The following is a 16,787-nucleotide window of genomic DNA, read 5'->3' on the forward strand; positions in this document are numbered from 1 at the left end:
CGCCTACCAGAAGATAATATTGAGCACCGCAAATATGAGGCTCACGGTTATGGCCCAGAACATGGGCTTCATATAAAAGGGCACGGGTGCTTCGGCTGGAATAGCTGTCACGCCGTACACCAGGCCGTTGAGTTCGGAATCCGCTTTCGGCTTGGTCATGTAGCTGACGATTACCGTTACCAGGACGCAGACGATGCAGGACCACAGTGCGCGGTACATGTTCTCTGCCATGTCCTTCGCGTCTGTTGAGAAAGCAACGTATGCGAGTGCCTTGGGATTCATTTTCACCCAAGCCCACATGCCTATCGAAGATACGGTTCCGGCCAGCAATCCCCAGAAACCGCCCTGTGACGTCGCGCGCTTCCACATCATGCCCAGAAGCACGGTGCCGAAGAGCGGCGCGATGAAGAAGCTGAACAGCGCCTGGACATAATCCATGATGCTGAGGAATTGCATGACCAGGTAGGCAGTGCCGATGCTGATCAAGACGCCGAGGATCGTGCACCAGCGTCCCATGGACACATACTGCTTGTCGGTGGCCTTCTTGTTAATCAACGCACCGTAGATGTCGTACGTCCAGACGGTCGAGAACGCGGTGACGTTGCCGGCCATACCTGACATGAATCCCGCGATCAGTGCGGTGATGCCGAGGCCAAGCAGTCCTGGACTGAGATAGCGGGCCATCATCAATGGCAGCACTTCGTTATAGCTGTGGCCGCCCGTTGCGACCGCAACGCTCTCACCTGTAAGCTGCATCGGCAGCACGGCGAGACCGATCAGGCCAGGCAGGATGACGATGAACGGAACGAACATCTTGAAAGCGGCGCCGATGATCGGAGCCAGCTTCGCCGAGCGAAGATCCTTTGCCGCGAGCACGCGTTGAACGACCAGGAAGTCAGTCGTCCAGTAACCGAAGGAAATAATGCAACCCAGCCCGAAGACTATTCCCGTCCAGTGAATGCCCATGGGGTTGCCGCTGAACGATCCCAGGGTTCCCCACATATGCGTGTATTCGGCTGAAGCGTTGACCGCGATCTGCGCTTTCAGATTGCTCCAACCGCCGGCTTCGATCAACCCCATGATGGGGACGAGCATCGCGCCAGCCCAGATAAGGATGAATTGCAGGACTTCGTTGAAGATTGCCGAACGCAATCCACCCAGCACCACGTATACGGCAACGGTGATCGAAGATACCCAGATACTGAAGTGGATGTCCCACCCCAGGATCACTCTCATGACCAGTGCCATCGAATACATGTTGATGCCGCTCATCAGCACCGTCATGATTGCAAATGAGATGGACGACAATGCGCGGCTGCTCTCTCCGAATCGCAGCTTCAAATAGCCCGGCACCGAGTGTGTCTTGGAGATGTAGTAGAAAGGCATCATGACGATGCCTAGGAACAGCATCGCCGGAATTGCGCCGATCCAGTACCAGTGCGTTGCCAGAATGCCGTACTGATAGGCGGCCGCCGCCCATCCCATCAGTTCCAGCGAGCCAAGATTTGCAGAAAGAAAAGCCAGACCCGCAACCCAGGCTGTCATCTCGCGGCCAGCAAGGAAGAAGTCCTCGCTTGTGTTGGCCCGGTTCTTGAGATAAAGACCGATCGCAAGAACGAGAGCGAAGTAGAAAATAATGACGACCAAATCCACCGGCGAAAGGTGAACAAGTCGGGTGGGGTTAATCAGGACGAGAGCAAGGTTCATTTGGCCGATACCTGTCCGTAATAAGCTGCTTTGCCGTGCTTGCGTAAAAAGTGTTTATCGTGAAGTTCGCGCGAGATAGGGGCAAGCGTGTTCGCCAGTCCCGCGGTGTAGTAAGCCATGCGCGCGATGGATTCCAGAACGACCGCATTGTGCGCTGCGTCCGCCGCGCTTTTGCCCCAGGTGAAGGGGCCATGATTCGCGACTAGCACGGCCGGCACGCTGCCAGGCTCTATATCTGCAAACGTGCGGCATATGACCAGCCCTGTGTTCTTTTCGTAATCGGTTTCGATTTCGTTGGGCCGCAGACATGGCGTTACCGGAACGGGTCCGTAGAAATAGTCTGCATGGGTGGTGCCTAAGCAGGGAATGGGCCGGCACGCCTGCGCCCACGAGGTCGCAAATTCCGAGTGCGTGTGCGTAACGCCACCGATATCTGGGAAATTCTGGTATAGCGCGAGGTGGGTAGCGAGGTCGGACGAAGGCCGCAAATTGCCTTCGATAACTTTGCCCTCGAGGTCGGTAATCACCATGTCCTCGGGCCGCAAACTCTCATACGGAACGCCGCTCGGTTTGATAGCCACGAGAGCGTCTTTGCGAGATATACCGCTCGCGTTGCCAAAGGTGTACAGCACGAGTCCGCGCCGAACTAATTCAAGGTTTGCGTCGAGAACTTCTTCTCGCAGGCTTTTCAGCAGCATTGCATGGGCCCTCTGAGCGGCCATATCGTGCACTTTTTGCAAGTAAACGTTTTCTTGCTTTAACGATAAAACCCTGAACTCGGGTTGTCAAACACATTTTGCAACTTCTTGCGAGCGGCATCATCGCGGAAGCCGGGACTCCCTCCGCGCAGTGTGCTCACGGATCGCATTCGCCATCGCCTAGCTAGCGCGAATGCGACGGCGCGAGAGCGGTAGAGTCGCGCAACACCAGATTCGTCTGCAGGACGTATTCCGTTCCCTGCTCCGCGGGGGTTTCCCTCTCCACATCCGCTAGCAGCGCATGGAAGGCTAACCGGGCCAGTTCGGCCTGTGACATCTGCACGGTCGTTAACGGAGGCAGGACGAAACGCGCCAGCCTGATGTCGTCGTACCCCACCACGGAAAGTTCCGTCGGGATATGAATGCCCTCTTTGTAGCACTCATGCATGACACCGAGCGCTGTCATGTCGTTCGAGCAAAGCACGGCGGTGGGCCGCTTCGGCAAGCGAAGTAACTTACCCATCGCTTGCATCCCGCCCTCAATCGTATGGTCGCCCGCAATAATCAAATCCGGGTCGATCTGCTGCCGTATCTCGTGCATAGATGCTTCAAATGCCGACTGCCTGGCAATCGCCGATTTGAGGTCGGGCGGCCCCGAGATGAACGCGATACGTTCGTGGCGAAGCGCAGCAATGTGTTGCACGGCCTGACGGATTCCGTGCTGGTAGTCGATACGGATGTTGCTGATGTGCGGAGCTCGCGGACCTACGTCGACGAAAACCAGCGGCACCTTCTGAAGTTTCGGATCGTCCAGCAGAAGACTTTCTTCCATTCCAAACGTCATCACGGCGACGCCATCGACCCTGCGCTCGATCATGCGGCGCACAGAGAGCTCCATGCGCTTAGGATCGTGGACCGTCGAGGTCGTCAGGATTTCATAATTGTGCTGGACCGCGATGTCTTCGAAAACCTGGATGATTTCCGGAAAGAACGGATTGGTGATCTCCGATACGATCAGCCCGAAAAGACGGCTGCGTCCCGAAACCAGCGCTCGTGCCTGCTTGTTGGGGTAATACCCAAGCTCGTCGATAATTTTCCAAACGCGCTTGGCAAGCTGTGGGTCAACGGTCGGCACCCGATTGATCGTGCGGGACACCGTGGCAGTCGACACCTTCGCGCGCTTTGCAATATCTCGTATGTCCATAAAAAAATAGTTGCCAACAACATACCGCAGAAAACGATTGCCAACAACGGCAAAGCAGTGATATGCAGGGATTCGCCTGCTACGCCGTTCGTCAGCGCCCCCGCCTATCAGATTACATTCTTTGCTGCGTGCGCATTCCTCGGAAGAACGGCAGAAACAATCGCGCAGACGTTCTCAACGTTGAATCCAAACTCACCCATCAACTTGTCCCCGGGTGCAGAGGCCCCGAAGCGGTCGATGCCTATCACCGCACCGTCGTGCCCTGTGTACTTCTGCCATCCGAGAGATACGCCCGCCTCAATCGCGACTTTCGGGATTCCGCGCGGCAGCACGGCTTCTCTGTACTCGTCCGATTGGCTGTCGAACAATTCCCAGCAAGGCATGGATACGATCTGCACCCGCACACCGGTGCCACGCAGCTTTTCGGCTGCGGCAACTGCAACATGAACTTCTGAGCCGGTGCCGATCAGTACGACTTCGGGATTTGCGTCGCTATCGATAACATAGGCGCCCTTCGTCGAACCATCGAAGGTCTTTGCAGAGTCGGCCAGAGTCGGCAAGTTCTGTCGAGACAAGGCCATTACGACGGGCCCCTGCTTCTCGATAGCGATTTGCCATGCGGCGGAGGTTTCGTTGGCATCGGCAGGACGCAGCACCGTGAGCCCGGGAATCATGCGCAAGCTCATGATGTGCTCGATGGGTTGATGCGTAGGCCCGTCTTCTCCCACTCCGATGCTGTCATGGGTAAAGACGAAAACCGCGTGAGTCTGCATCAGCGCAGCCAGGCGCAATGCGGGCCGCATATAGTCCGAGAACACCAGGAAAGTGGATCCATACGGAATCGTGCCACCATGCAGTGCCATGCCATTCACGATGGCGCCCATCGCAAACTCCCGTATGCCGAAGTGCATGTTGCGTCCGGATCTGTCTTCGCGGGAGAAGTCCGCAAACTTTGTCAGAGCGGTCTTGGTGGATGGAGCGAGGTCGGCAGACCCGCCCATTAGTTCAGGGATGGACTCGGCGATCGCGTTCATCACTTTGCCCGAGGCCGCCCGGGTCGCCATCCCCTTCTTGTCTGCCTCGAAGCGCGGGAACACCGTAGCTACGTCAGCCGGCAACTCGCCTTTAATCGTGCGCTGCAGCAGTGCGCCGAGTTCTGGATACTCCTGCGCATAGCGCGCAACGAGCGCGTCCCACTTGGCTTCCACTTTGACGCCGTTCTGAAGTGTGCTGTTTCGAACTTCGCCAACTTCCTGCGGAACGAAGAACGCCGGAGTCAGTGGCCATCCCAGTTTGCTCTTCGTTTCCTCCACGCCCTTCGCGCCCAGAGGCTCGCCATGCGCCGACGCCTTGCCCTGCCTGGGGCTGCCGAAACCGATGTGTGTCCGGATGGCGATCAGTGAAGGCCGGTCGTCGACGCTCTGCGCTGTGCGGATTGCCGATTCTATGCTGTCCAGATCATTGCCGTCTGATACGGTCTGCGTGTGCCAACCATAGGCATCAAACCTTGCGAGCACATTTTCCGTAAACGCCAGGTTCGTGTCGCCCTCGATCGAAATGTGGTTATCGTCGTAGAGGTAGATCAGCTTGCCGAGGCCGAGCGTGCCCGCGAGCGACGCAGCCTCCGACGATACGCCCTCCATCAGATCGCCGTCCGAGACGATTCCATACGTAAAGTGATCGACGATCGGGAAGCCCGTCTTATTTATCTTCTGTGCGAGGTGCGCTTCGGCAATTGCCATTCCGACGCCCATTGCAAAGCCCTGACCGAGCGGTCCAGTCGTTGCTTCAATGCCCGCCGTCAGCCCATGCTCTGGATGTCCCGGTGTCTTGCTTTCCCACTGGCGGAACCTCTTGAGTTCGTCTAGCGACAGGTCATAGCCAAACACGTGGAGCAGAGCGTACAGAAGCGCCGAACCATGACCGGCGGAAAGGACGAAGCGGTCGCGATTGAACCATGCCGGGTTGCTGGGGCTGTGTCGAAGGAGGCGCTTCCAGAGGACATACGCCATGGGGGCAGCGCCAAGCGGCAGGCCGGGATGTCCTGAATTTGCCTGCTCGACAGCGTCCACGGCCAAAAATCTTAATGTATTAATGCTTAACTCGTCCACGTGGTGCATGAAGTCCTCCGAAAACTTTGCATGATTCTGCTCTATGAGTACCGCCGCAACCTGCGGCACAATTAACCGTGCGTAGCGCGCTCCATGCGCGTGTCGACTACGAGAGTCAGTTGGTTTCGATAACTCTCTAATGCAATCTTGGCGCAGTTGTCCACAATCCAGTCGGCGCCCGCATCTCGAAGCTCACGTTCGGCGACGGTCGTCCGTAACCCAATTACGGATGCTCCGGCGGCCTTACCCGCGCGAATACCGGCGGGGACATCCTCGACCACAACACATTCGCGGGCCGGAAAGCCCACCGCGTGCGCCCCTTTGAGGTAGGGATCGGGAAAGGGCTTTCCTCTGACGACATCGCTGGCGGTGACAAAGATGTGGGGACGCGGAAGTCCTGCGGCACGGAGGCGCACTTCAGCCAATGCCCGAGTGCACGATGTTACGATCGCCCATCGTTCCGGCGGCAACGCGTTCAGCAGGGCGAGCGCGCCCGGCCACGCCACTAAGCCATCCAGGTCTTCCATTTCGCGACGCTCAATCTTAAGATTTTCCGCTTCGTGGTCCCCATTCGGAAGGTAATCCTTCACGGTAGACATGCTGGGGCGGCCATGCGCCGCGTGCACAACCTCGTCGGGATCAAGACCGTGTTCCACGGCCCACTGCGACCACACGCGCGCAACCGCGTGGGTGGAATCTATAAGTACGCCATCCATGTCAAAAAGGAGGGCCGAACAACTGATCGAATGCATAACTCAAACATACCAGACGAGCTACGGCTTCCTCGCGCTCGCTGTTGAAACAGCCAGTTCGAACAAGTGCCCCCGCTGCGGCAACATGCCGGCGAGGGAAGCCGTGTCCGCGTGGCCGCCTTGATTTCGGATGAGCACGACTCCGTGCTTTGGTACGAATGCGCTGAAGCCATCACCGAACACGCCGAGGTCTTTCTTAAGCCAGAGGTCGCGCGCGGTCGCCTTCCCTGGTTCAGCGGCTGCCCAAAACAACAATTGCCTGCGATGGGTAATGAAAATCAGCGATCGAGCCATTTCGGCCCGATCGCTAGGACCGCATCGAGGAGAAATGCTTGCGCTCTTATTTCGCTGAAAACTTGTAAACAGTGCTTGACTTGTACTGGTCGCCCGCCTTCAACACGGTAGACGGAAACGCTGGCTGATTCGGCGAATCCGGGAAGTGCTGCGTCTCCAGGCAGAAGCCCGTCCGATACGGGTATTTGTTGCCACCCTTTCCGGGCGCAGTTCCTGTGAGGAAGTTGCCACTATAGAACTGGATTCCCGGTTCGGTCGTCGAGACGGTGAGTGTGCGTCCCGTTGTGGGCTCGTACACTTCAGCGGCGATGGGAAGCGCTTCAGTCGACGCATCCAGAACAAAGTTGTGGTCGTAGCCTTCCCCGAATTTTAGCTGCTCGTCCTTCTGGTTGATGCGATCGCCGATTGCCGTCGCAACCGTGAAGTCGAACGGAGTGCCTTTGACTTCGCGGAGCTCTCCGGTCGGGATAAGCGTGGCGTCGACCGGCGTGAAGCGGCTTGCAGCTAACCGAAGCTGATGCTGAAGGATGTCCCCCTGCCCAGCGAGGTTGAAGTACGCATGATTGGTGAGATTGACGATTGTGTCTTTGTCCGTCGTCGCTGCGTAGTCGATCTTCAGTTCATTGCTGTCGGTCAGCGTGAAGGTGACCTGAACTGACAGATTGCCTGGGTAGCCTTCTTCCCCGTCTTTGCTTGTGTAGCTCAACTGCAAGGCCGGCACATCAGCGGTCGATACGTCCTTTGCTTCCCAGAGGACTTTGTTAAATCCCTTGACGCCGCCGTGCAGGTGGTTCGCACCATTGTTCTTGGCTAGAGTGTACGTAGTGCCATTCAGTTTGAACTGACCCTGCTTGATGCGATTTCCGTAGCGGCCGATGGTGCCGCCGAAAAAGAACGTATCATTAACATAGCCGTCCACGTTTTCGTAGCCAAGAATGACGTCGCCCAACTTGCCAGTCCGGTCAGGCGCCTTCAAGGACACGAGCGCACCGCCGAAGTTGGTGATTGCAGCCTCAACTCCGTTCTTGTTTGTGAGAACGTATAGGCTGACTTCTGCGCCTTCCGCTGTCTTCCCAAATGCTCGCTTTTCCATATTAAGTTTTGCCTCTGGCTTGCGCTGGCAGCCTGCGGCGACGAAGATGATCGCCATGCTCAGTGCGAGCACTACAGATAATTTACGCAACTTCATCATTATTCCTCCGAATCGTTTCAGCCGAAATGGACCGATGTACGACTGTATAAACTCGATGACGACTACTTGCCTGCCAGCTCATTCGCACCCGCGATAATCTCAGCCATCACGTCGCGATGTTGTCGAAAGTATCATCCACAACCGTAATCGTGGGAATTGCAAACTGCGTATTCGTGACCTCGGACGGAATTTTGGAAACCAGCTTCGTTCTGAACGCTGCCGGGCACGCCGGTGAGTTTGAAACCTGGTAGCTGGGAATGCACGACACGAACGAAAGGTCCCGGCGCAGATCGAGAACAAAACTTCCAAGACAACAAAATCATTGAAAAGAAGGATGAGCGGACTCACACCCGCTCATCCAAGTCGGCAGTAGAACGAAGCTTTCGAGCTAAGCTGGAAACCTCCAAGGTCACCTCGGAGACTTCAATGTTCCGGGGGAGGCGATTCGCCCTGCCAAACTTCTGCAATTCCGTTGTTGCCGTATTCGCGTAGGCGGCTTCTGTTAGTAAACGTTTACCACATAAGCCTACTTCAGAAACTACTAAAACTCAAGATCGTTCTATATCGCGGCGTGCCCGTCGCGTCAAGCAATTTTTCGCCGACAATCCGAGTTGCAGTAATCGTTTCCCGAACTAATTTGATTAGAGGCACCCCCCGCAAGCGAGTGCCTCAACCAACCAGTTACATTGCGGAACTTGCCATAGCTCCCGCGAATGACGTCTGCTCCGTCCTGGCAATAATCTCGTCCTGCAGCGCTTTTGTGAGATCGCAGAAGTAGTCGCTGTATCCGGCAACCCGTACGATCAGGTCGCGATGTTGTTCAGGATTTGCCTGAGCCTCCCTAAGCGTCTCGGCGGTAACCACGTTGAATTGAATGTGATGGCCATCGAGTTTGAAATACGACCGGACCAGGTGTGCGAGGGACGTAATGCCGGCATCGCCCGCCAACAACTGCGGAGTGAACTTCTGGTTCAACAACGTTCCGCCAGTCTTGGATTGATCCATCTTCGCTGCTGATCGAATCACCGCCGTAGGGCCGTAGAGATCGGCGCCGTGCGAGGGAGAGATACCGTCGGACTCCGGCTCCCACGCCCTACGACCGTCGGGTGTGGCACCGGTTACGGAACCGAAGTAGACGTGGCAGGTTGTCGACAGGTAGTTGACGCGATACATTCCACCCCTAGTGTTCTTCCTGCCGTTGATCTCTTCGTAAAACGCTGCAAATACCGACTTCAGAATTTCATCTGCGTAGTCATTGTCATTGCCGTACTTCGGAGTTTTGTTGACTAAAATCAATCGCTCCTTTTCGCAGCCATCGAAATTTTTGGCTAGCGCATTCAGCAACTGATCCATCGTCATGGTCTGCTTGTCGTAGATGTGGTACTTGACTGCCGACAAGGCGTCCGTGCATGTACCGGGCGCTACGCCCATGATGTAGCTTGTGTTGTACCGCGCTCCGCCACAGTTGTAGTCCTTTCCTGTCGCGATGCAGTCGTCGATCAGAATGGAGAGGAACGGCGCGGGCATGTACTTCGAGTACAGGCGCTCGATCACGTTATTGCCGCGAACCTTGATATCTATGAAGTGATGTAACTGCTTGCGGAAGGCCGCGTAGAACTCGTCGTAACTGCCGAAATTCCGAGGATCGCCCGTCTGTGCGCCAATCATCTTGGATGTCCGGGGATCCACGCCATTATTGAGCGTGATTTCGAGGACTTTGGGAAGATTGAAGTAGCCCGTCAGGATGTAGGCTTCCTTGCCGAAAGCGCCGGTCTCGACGCAACCGGAGGTTCCTCCGCAGCGCGCGTCCTCAATGCTCTTGCCCTGGCGCAGCAACTCTTCAACAACCATGTCTGCGTTGAAGATCGACGGCTGCCCCCAGCCCTCACGTACTATTTCGAGCCCGCGCTTGAGGAAACGTTCGGGATTCTTTTTGCTCAACTGCAGGTTCGATGAAGGCTGAAGCAAGCGCATCTCATCGATGACATCGAGGACCAGGTACGTAACATCGTTGACACCGTCAGAGCCGTCCTGCTTCAGGCCACCCGTATTGATGTTTGCGAAATCCGTGTACGTTCCGCTCTCCGCCGCCGTAACGCCGACCTTCGGCGGAGCGGGCTGGTTGTTGAACTTCACCCAGAAGCACTGGAGGAGCTCACGAGCCTGCTCGCGGGAGACCGTTCCGTCGCTCACATCTTTTCGGTAAAAGGGGTCCAGGTGCTGATCGAGCCGGCCAGGGTTGAATGAATCCCAGGTGTTAAGTTCCGTGACCACACCCAGATGCACGAACCAGTAAGCTTGCAGGCACTCCCAGAAGTTTCTCGGAGCTTGCGCAGGAACGTGCCGGCAGACCTCGCTGATTTTCTCCAGCTCAGACCTGCGGGTCGCATTCTTTTCGGTTGCGGCCAGTTCTTCGGCTTTTTCGGCGTAGCGCTCAGCCATGCGAATTACCGCATCTGCCGCGATCGCCATGGCCTTCAGTTCCTGCTCTTTATCGTAGGCTTCGGGGTCCTGATGGAAGTTCAGGTCCTCAATCGCGCGCTGAATGTCGGCCTTGAGCCCAAGCAGTCCTTTTCTGTAGATCACGTCGCCGAGGACCGTGTGTCCCGGAGCACGCTGCTCCATGAACTCGGTGAAGATGCCCGCCTCGTATGCGTCTTTCCACTCCTGCGTCATCTCTTGGAAGATCAGGTCGCGCATGGACCGGCCCTTCCAATACGGGATCACCTCTTCGCTCTGAATCCTGCGTGCCTCATCATCCACGCTGTACGAGATCTTTTCCCGAGTATTCAGAATCTCGAGGTCTTCCATGCTGTGGCAGCACAGTTCAGGGAAGGAAGGCGTCGCCTTTGGCTTCGGCCCGCGCTCGCCGACGATCAGTTCGCCGTCCCCAATGGAGATCGACTTACGCTCCATCAAATACCGCAGCGCAAGTGCACGCTGAACAGGGACGGAATGCTCCGAGCTACTCTTGTAAAATTCGGTGATCAGCGCCGCGCGCTCAATCGAAAGCCATGGCTTCTCATCCAGACTTTGGCGACGTAATTTAGCAACTCGCTCGTTCATCTCTTAGCCTCCGATACGGACGTCGAATCCTCTATCTCTGAATCGGCCCGCGATTTCTTCCATTCGTTCCGCAGTAGGGGGTTTTACCTCGGCGAGGTCGTACTGCGCTCCCAGCCGGTTGTACTTATTGATGGCGATGTCGTGATAAGCGAGCAGATCCACTCGGTGCAGGCCTGCTTCGCAGAGGAACTTCATACTGTGCTCAAGGTTCCCGTCATCGTCATTGATGGTCGGAATAACCGGAATCCTCACGATGACCGAAGCGTGTTCACGAGCCAGCATGGCAAGGTTCGAAAGGATGAGCTCGTTGCTCACGCCCGTGACTTGCTGATGGCGCGAAGCATCCATGATCTTCAGGTCGACCAGGAACGTGTCCACCTTCCGGCAGATCCGGCGCACAGTCTCTTTCGGCGAAAACGCGCAGGTGTCCACCACCTTGTGAATGCCGAGTTCGGAGCAGGCGTCGAGCATGGCTTCCAGAAATTGTGGTTGTGCCAGCGGTTCACCGCCGGAGAAGGTTACGCCTCCGCCGGATTCATCGAAGAACACAACGTCTCTGCGGATGGCATCGCAGACTTCGGCGACGGACATCCTGCGTCCGGACAACTGCCGCGCTCCTGAGGGACACACCTGCGCGCACGCGCCACAATTAACGCAAACGGCTGCATCACGAACTGGCCCCTGGTTCCAGGTGAGAGCCCCGTGTTTGCATGCGGGGACACAGTCGCCGCAACGGACACAGCGGTCGAGCGAGAGCATCAATCCAGGCTTGACGGCCTGGCTTTCGGGGTTATGACACCAGAGACATGCGAGCGGGCAGCCCTTAAGAAAAACCGTGGTGCGGATGCCCGGCCCATCATGCAACGAGAAGCGCATGATGTTGAACACGGAGCCCATCGGGCCCGCTATTCGAGAGTCGTTACTGGCCGCTGCATGATGCACACGCGCACCCATTCCATTCTTCTGTATACGGAAAACAATAATTGTATAAAATATCCATTGTCAATTGATTTACCCGCCCATACCCCTTCTTCCAAGTTCTTTTTGGAAGCCACTCGGGTGAAACGTGTCGTAGAATCAGGCAGTTCTTCTCGGTAAGCGTTTACTGAAATTTGGCCGGAGGATTGGATGTCCATTCTTAACGACGTAACCCGCAGGCGCTTTTTGGGTACGGCTGCCGCAGCGGCCGGAGTTGCACTTCTACCTGATCAAATTCTGGCATCACCGTTTCAGGACCCCGTTCTGAATACTTTCCAGAAAGACGGCAAGACCGTCAGCCACGAGAAGGTCCCCTGGAAAGTCAGCCCCTTCCCGATGAAGCAGGTTCGATTGCTTGACGGCCCCTTCAAGCAGCACATGGAAGCCAACCGTCGCTATCTACACGCCCTTCCTGTCGACCGCCTCGTACACACGTTCAAGATCAACGCGGGCCTGCCCTCTTCGGCGCAGCCGTTCGGCGGATGGGAAGCGCCCACGGGTGAACTCCGCGGCCACTTCACAGGCGGCCACTATCTCTCGGGCGTCGCGCTGATGTACGCGAGCACCGGCGATGAGGATCTCCGCAAAAAAGGGAGCGCTCTTGTTGCTGAACTGGGTGAATGCCAGAAGGCGCTGAAGAACAACGGCTACCTCAGCGCATTTCCGATCGAGTTCTTCGATCGGCTGCGCGATCGCGAAAAGGTTTGGGCGCCGTTCTACACCATCCACAAGATCATGGCCGGGCTGCTGGACATGTACGTTCACGCCGGCAACGAGCAGGCACTCGACATGGTCGAAAAGATGGCGGTGTGGGTAGGCAGGTACTTTAGCGGCCGATCGGACAGCCAGTCGCTCAGCTACGCGCACATGCAGCGCATTCTCGGCACCGAATTTGGCGGAATGGGTGAGGTTCTCGCAAACCTGTACGCCGTTACCGGCAAGTCGAGCTACATGGAAACGGCCAAGCGCTTCGATCACCAACACATCTTCGATCCGCTGGCTGCGCACCGCGATGAATTGAAGGGACTACACGCGAATACGCAGATCCCGAAAGTGATTGCCGCGGCGCGACAGTACGAACTCACTCGCGAACAGCGCTATTGCGATATTGCCGAATACTTCTGGAACGAAGTCGTGGGCGAGCGTTGCTACTGCACTGGTGGCACCAGTAACGAAGAAATATGGAATACCGACCCCGGCCATCTCGCGAAGGAACTCAGCATCAACTCCACCGAATGCTGCTGCGCCTACAACATGATGAAACTGACTCGCCACCTCTTCGGTTGGTCGGCAGATGCGCGCCTGATGGACTATTACGAACGCACCATGTTCAACCATCGCCTGGGCACTATTCCTATGGACAAAGGCTCCTCGATCTACTATCTCCCACTCGTCTCAGGGTTCTACAAGCCCTACGGCGACGAATTCAATTCTTTCTGGTGCTGCACCGGATCGGGAGTGGAAGAATTCGCGAAACTGAATGACACGATTTACTTCCACAGTGACGATGCGGTGTATGTGAATCTCTACGCCGCCTCCGAACTCGAATGGCCGGAGAAGGGCCTGCGCCTTCGTCAGGAAACGAACTTCCCCGAACAGCAAGGGACAACCATCACCATCTCGGCGAAGAGCCCTGTACAGTTGGCCATCAATCTACGAATTCCATACTGGGCGCAGGGCGGCAGCGTGAAGATCAACGGCGCTCCGCTACCGGCGTTCGCCAGTCCCACGAGTTATCTCAGCCTGAATCGCATCTGGAAAACCGGCGACAAGATTGAGCTTAGCTTGCCCATGGGCCTGCACATCGACCGTATGCCCGACGATGAAAACGTTCAGGCGGTCATGTACGGCCCGCTTGTTCTTGCAGGCACATTTGGCACAACCACCGAGAAGGAAAGGTCTAACTTCGACGATCACGAAGCCCGAGGCAAGTTGACCAAAGTGCCGGACATTGCCGCCGATCCAGACAAACCGACGGCATGGGTCGAACAGGATGGGAAAACGCCTCTTACCTTCAAGGCTTCAGGGCAGACAGACGACTTCCCGATTTTGCCGCTATATAAGGTTGTTCACGAGCGCTACGCGGTGTACTGGAACGTGAGCAAGAAGAGCGTTTAGTTGATTTCCGGGCGTCGGCTGCCAAGCGGTGCCCAATTTTCATTCAATTTTTGGGGACCGGATCGGCGAAGTGCGGTCGATCACTTTGCGAGATGAACATGAAAACAATGAACCGAAGCGAATTCATGAAGTGCTGCACGCTCGGAATGTGTTCGTGTGTAGCTACCCTCGCATTTTCCGCTCCGCAGGCTGCTGTAGCTCAGGCCAACAACCCCGAAGCCGACCGGCTTAAGAGCCAACTCGAGGCCGTCAGAATACGGTACGCGAAGTTGGTAAGCGTTTTGGACGAGAGTCTTGACGAGCCGACACGCAAGAAAATTTTAGAGAGTCTCGGCCGCGAATGTGCAAAGCAATTTGGGAGTGAGACCTTTGAAAAATACAGGGGCGACATCAAAGGCTTTCTCAAGTCAATTCAGGAACCGGGGAAGTGGGTTGAGAAGGCAGAATTCGATGAAGCTGCGGGCTCCATCCGAATCATCGATAAGGCGCAGAAGTGCAGCTGTCCGTTGGTGGAGAAGGGCCTGACGCCATCCAGCCAGTGTGACTGCACGCTTGGGTGGCAGAAAGAAACTTACTCAGCCATTCTCGGAAAGCCTGTTGAAGCAGAAGTCGAAGAGTCGATTTTGCGTGGTGGGCAGAGATGCGTGTTCCGAATCAAGGTTGTATAGAAATCGGTAATTGAGTGATGAACCGGGCCTCGCTCACAAAGCGGCGCCCGATTCACGTCCGACGGACTACACTCAAGTTTGCAGGAGGCGCACCATGCCTAAAGTCGCTCGATCATCTGCTCTAATTCTCTTGTTAATTGCATTGCAGTGTTGCGTCGCTTTCGCCCAGACATCCGACAGCAAGTTGCAACAGATGTTCCAGTCGGAGTGGGACTACGAGATGCAGCAGAATCCGACATGGGCTTCGCTGCTGGGAGACCGCCGCTGGAACGATCGCTGGGATGACCTCAGCCTTCAAGGCCTCGACGCGCAACACAAACATCATCTCGCAGTACTCGAACGTTTACGATCGTTTCGGCCTGCCGAATTCTCTCCCGCCGATCAGATCAATTACGCTGTCTTCTACAACCTCTACTCAACCTGGGTCGAAGAGGACAGGTACCGCTGGTACCTCGTGCCCGAACACCATATGAGCGGCATGCCGGAGGACTTCCGCATGCCCCCCGGAGTGCAGAGCGCTGCTCAACTGGCAACCAACTTGCGTTTCGAAACGGCGAAGGACTATCAGGATTGGAACACGAGACTGGCCACGTTCCCGGCCTATGTCGATCAGGTGATTGCGCTCATGCGCGAGGGTATGCGAAACGGCATGATGAACCCAAAGGTCGTCATGAAGCGCATCCCTCCGCAGATCGAGAAGCAGTTGGTTCCTCGCGTCGACGACAGTTTGTTCTTCAAACCATTCCTGAAGATGTCAACCTCAGTCCCGCCCCCGCAGCAACAAGAACTGGCGCAGACGGCGCGAACGAACATCGAGCGATCGGTCGTTCCATCGCTGCGACGCTTCAACGACTTTCTCGTCAAGGAATACATTCCGGCAGCTCCCGACAAGGTTGGCATCTGGCAGATGCCTTCCGGCAGCGACATGTACGCGTTTTTTGTCCGGAAGCACACGACGACCGACCTCACCCCAGAACGGGTACACCAGCTCGGGCTTAGCGAAGTAAAACGTATTCGTGCCGAGATGGACGCGGTGTTAAAGCAGGTCGGATTCAAAGGTACCCTGAAGGAGTTCTTCGTATTCCTTCGCACAGATCCGCGCTTTTACTACAAGCAGCCCAATGATCTGCTGATCGGGTACCGCAACCTCGCCAAGCAGATCGACCCGAAGCTGCTGAAGATTGCCAAGACGCTGCCCCGTGCACCGTACGGCGTGGAACCTACGCCGGCCGAGACTGCTCCCGACGCAACAACCGGCTTCTATTTCCCGGGCGCCCCCGATGGCTCCCGCCCCGGCACATACCTCGTAAATCTCTATCGGCCCGAGACGCGCCCGAAGTGGGAGATGCTCCCGCTTACGCTGCACGAGGCTGTTCCCGGACATCACCTGCAGCTTGCACTCGCGATGGAAATGAAAGACGTACCGAACTTCCGTCGCTTCGCCGGATACGCGGCATACTCCGAGGGTTGGGCGCTCTACTCCGAAACCCGGCTCGGCTACGACATGAATCTATACAACGATCCTTACGATCGCTTCGGACAACTCACCTACGAAATGTGGCGAGCCGTGCGACTGGTGGTCGATACCGGCATGCACTCCATGCAGTGGACCCGCCAGCAGGCAATCGACTACTTCCTGGAAAATTCGCCTCGCCAGGAGTTGGACGTTACCAACGAAGTTGATCGGTACATTGCCATGCCCGGCCAGGCACTCGCATACAAGATTGGCGAGTTGAAGATTGGTGAGCTTCGCAAAGAAGCCGAAAAGAAACTCGGTCCTGCTTTCGACCTCAGAAGCTTTCATGATGCAGTGTTGGCAATGGGGCCCGTCCCCCTCAATGTTCTACAGAAGCAAATTGAGAACTGGATTTCATCTCAACAAACGCGATGAGCAGAATTTGTCTTCCTGCGCGAGGGACAAGCCCGAGTCGAAGGAGCCCCTTTTGCTTGCTCCCATCCAATTGAAGGGGTCTTCCGACTCCGCGACTTCGTCGCTCGT

At 56.3% G+C, this 16,787-nt stretch carries 12 protein-coding genes; 3 read left to right on the forward strand and 9 right to left on the reverse strand.

Features of this window, described 5'->3' with window-relative positions:
- Positions 1 to 3 precede the first annotated feature (3 nt).
- The 9 genes from VN622_10145 to VN622_10185 all read right to left on the reverse strand — a co-directional run bounded on the left by VN622_10145 (position 4) and on the right by VN622_10185 (position 11,978).
- Positions 4 to 1,707 carry a sodium:solute symporter family protein gene (locus tag VN622_10145; protein HWR36217.1) on the reverse strand — a complete coding sequence of 568 codons (1,704 nt, stop codon included), beginning with the start codon at positions 1,705 to 1,707 and terminating at the stop codon, positions 4 to 6.
- A complete protein-coding gene (locus VN622_10150) occupies positions 1,704 to 2,405 on the reverse strand; it encodes an L-ribulose-5-phosphate 4-epimerase (GenBank protein HWR36218.1) in 702 nt (233 codons plus the stop codon). The genes VN622_10145 and VN622_10150 overlap by 4 nt, the downstream gene beginning before the upstream one ends.
- Positions 2,406 to 2,589: 184 nt before the next feature.
- Complete coding sequence (locus VN622_10155; protein ID HWR36219.1) at positions 2,590 to 3,609, reverse strand: LacI family DNA-binding transcriptional regulator; 1,020 nt, start codon at positions 3,607 to 3,609, stop codon at positions 2,590 to 2,592.
- Between the two features lie 107 nt (positions 3,610 to 3,716).
- Positions 3,717 to 5,729 carry a transketolase gene (gene tkt / locus VN622_10160; protein ID HWR36220.1) on the reverse strand — a complete coding sequence of 671 codons (2,013 nt, stop codon included), beginning with the start codon at positions 5,727 to 5,729 and terminating at the stop codon, positions 3,717 to 3,719.
- Positions 5,730 to 5,791: 62 nt separating this feature from the next.
- Entirely contained in the window at positions 5,792 to 6,472 is a 681-nt protein-coding gene (locus VN622_10165) for an HAD family hydrolase (protein ID HWR36221.1), read from the reverse strand.
- 21 nt (positions 6,473 to 6,493) lie between these two features.
- The gene (locus VN622_10170; protein HWR36222.1) at positions 6,494 to 6,766 is read right to left on the reverse strand and encodes a hypothetical protein; all 273 of its coding nucleotides are present in this window, start codon (positions 6,764 to 6,766) and stop codon (positions 6,494 to 6,496) included.
- Positions 6,767 to 6,812: 46 nt separating this feature from the next.
- Positions 6,813 to 7,955, reverse strand: a complete 1,143-nt coding sequence (locus tag VN622_10175) for an aldose epimerase family protein (protein ID HWR36223.1) — start codon at positions 7,953 to 7,955, stop codon at positions 6,813 to 6,815.
- Between the two features lie 684 nt (positions 7,956 to 8,639).
- Positions 8,640 to 11,024: a trans-4-hydroxy-L-proline dehydratase gene (gene hypD / locus VN622_10180; GenBank protein HWR36224.1), complete on the reverse strand. Its 2,385-nt coding sequence runs from the start codon at positions 11,022 to 11,024 to the stop codon at positions 8,640 to 8,642.
- Positions 11,025 to 11,027: 3 nt separating this feature from the next.
- Positions 11,028 to 11,978, reverse strand: coding sequence for a glycyl-radical enzyme activating protein (locus VN622_10185; protein HWR36225.1), 951 nt, complete (start codon positions 11,976 to 11,978; stop codon positions 11,028 to 11,030).
- A 174-nt stretch (positions 11,979 to 12,152) separates the two neighbouring features.
- Here VN622_10185 and VN622_10190 point away from each other — a divergent pair, with 174 nt between their 5' ends.
- From VN622_10190 to VN622_10200, 3 genes are all read left to right on the forward strand, one after another.
- Positions 12,153 to 14,120 (forward strand): beta-L-arabinofuranosidase domain-containing protein, encoded by a 1,968-nt coding sequence (locus VN622_10190; GenBank protein ID HWR36226.1) that lies wholly within the window; start codon positions 12,153 to 12,155, stop codon positions 14,118 to 14,120.
- Between the two features lie 98 nt (positions 14,121 to 14,218).
- On the forward strand, positions 14,219 to 14,788 hold the full coding sequence (locus VN622_10195) for a hypothetical protein (protein ID HWR36227.1): 570 nt from the start codon (positions 14,219 to 14,221) through the stop codon (positions 14,786 to 14,788).
- Positions 14,789 to 14,882: 94 nt separating this feature from the next.
- Complete coding sequence (locus VN622_10200; GenBank protein HWR36228.1) at positions 14,883 to 16,679, forward strand: DUF885 domain-containing protein; 1,797 nt, start codon at positions 14,883 to 14,885, stop codon at positions 16,677 to 16,679.
- Positions 16,680 to 16,787 lie beyond the last annotated feature (108 nt).

It is taken from the genome of Clostridia bacterium (genome assembly GCA_035561135.1).
Lineage (GTDB): Bacteria > Acidobacteriota > Terriglobia > Terriglobales > Acidobacteriaceae > DATMYA01.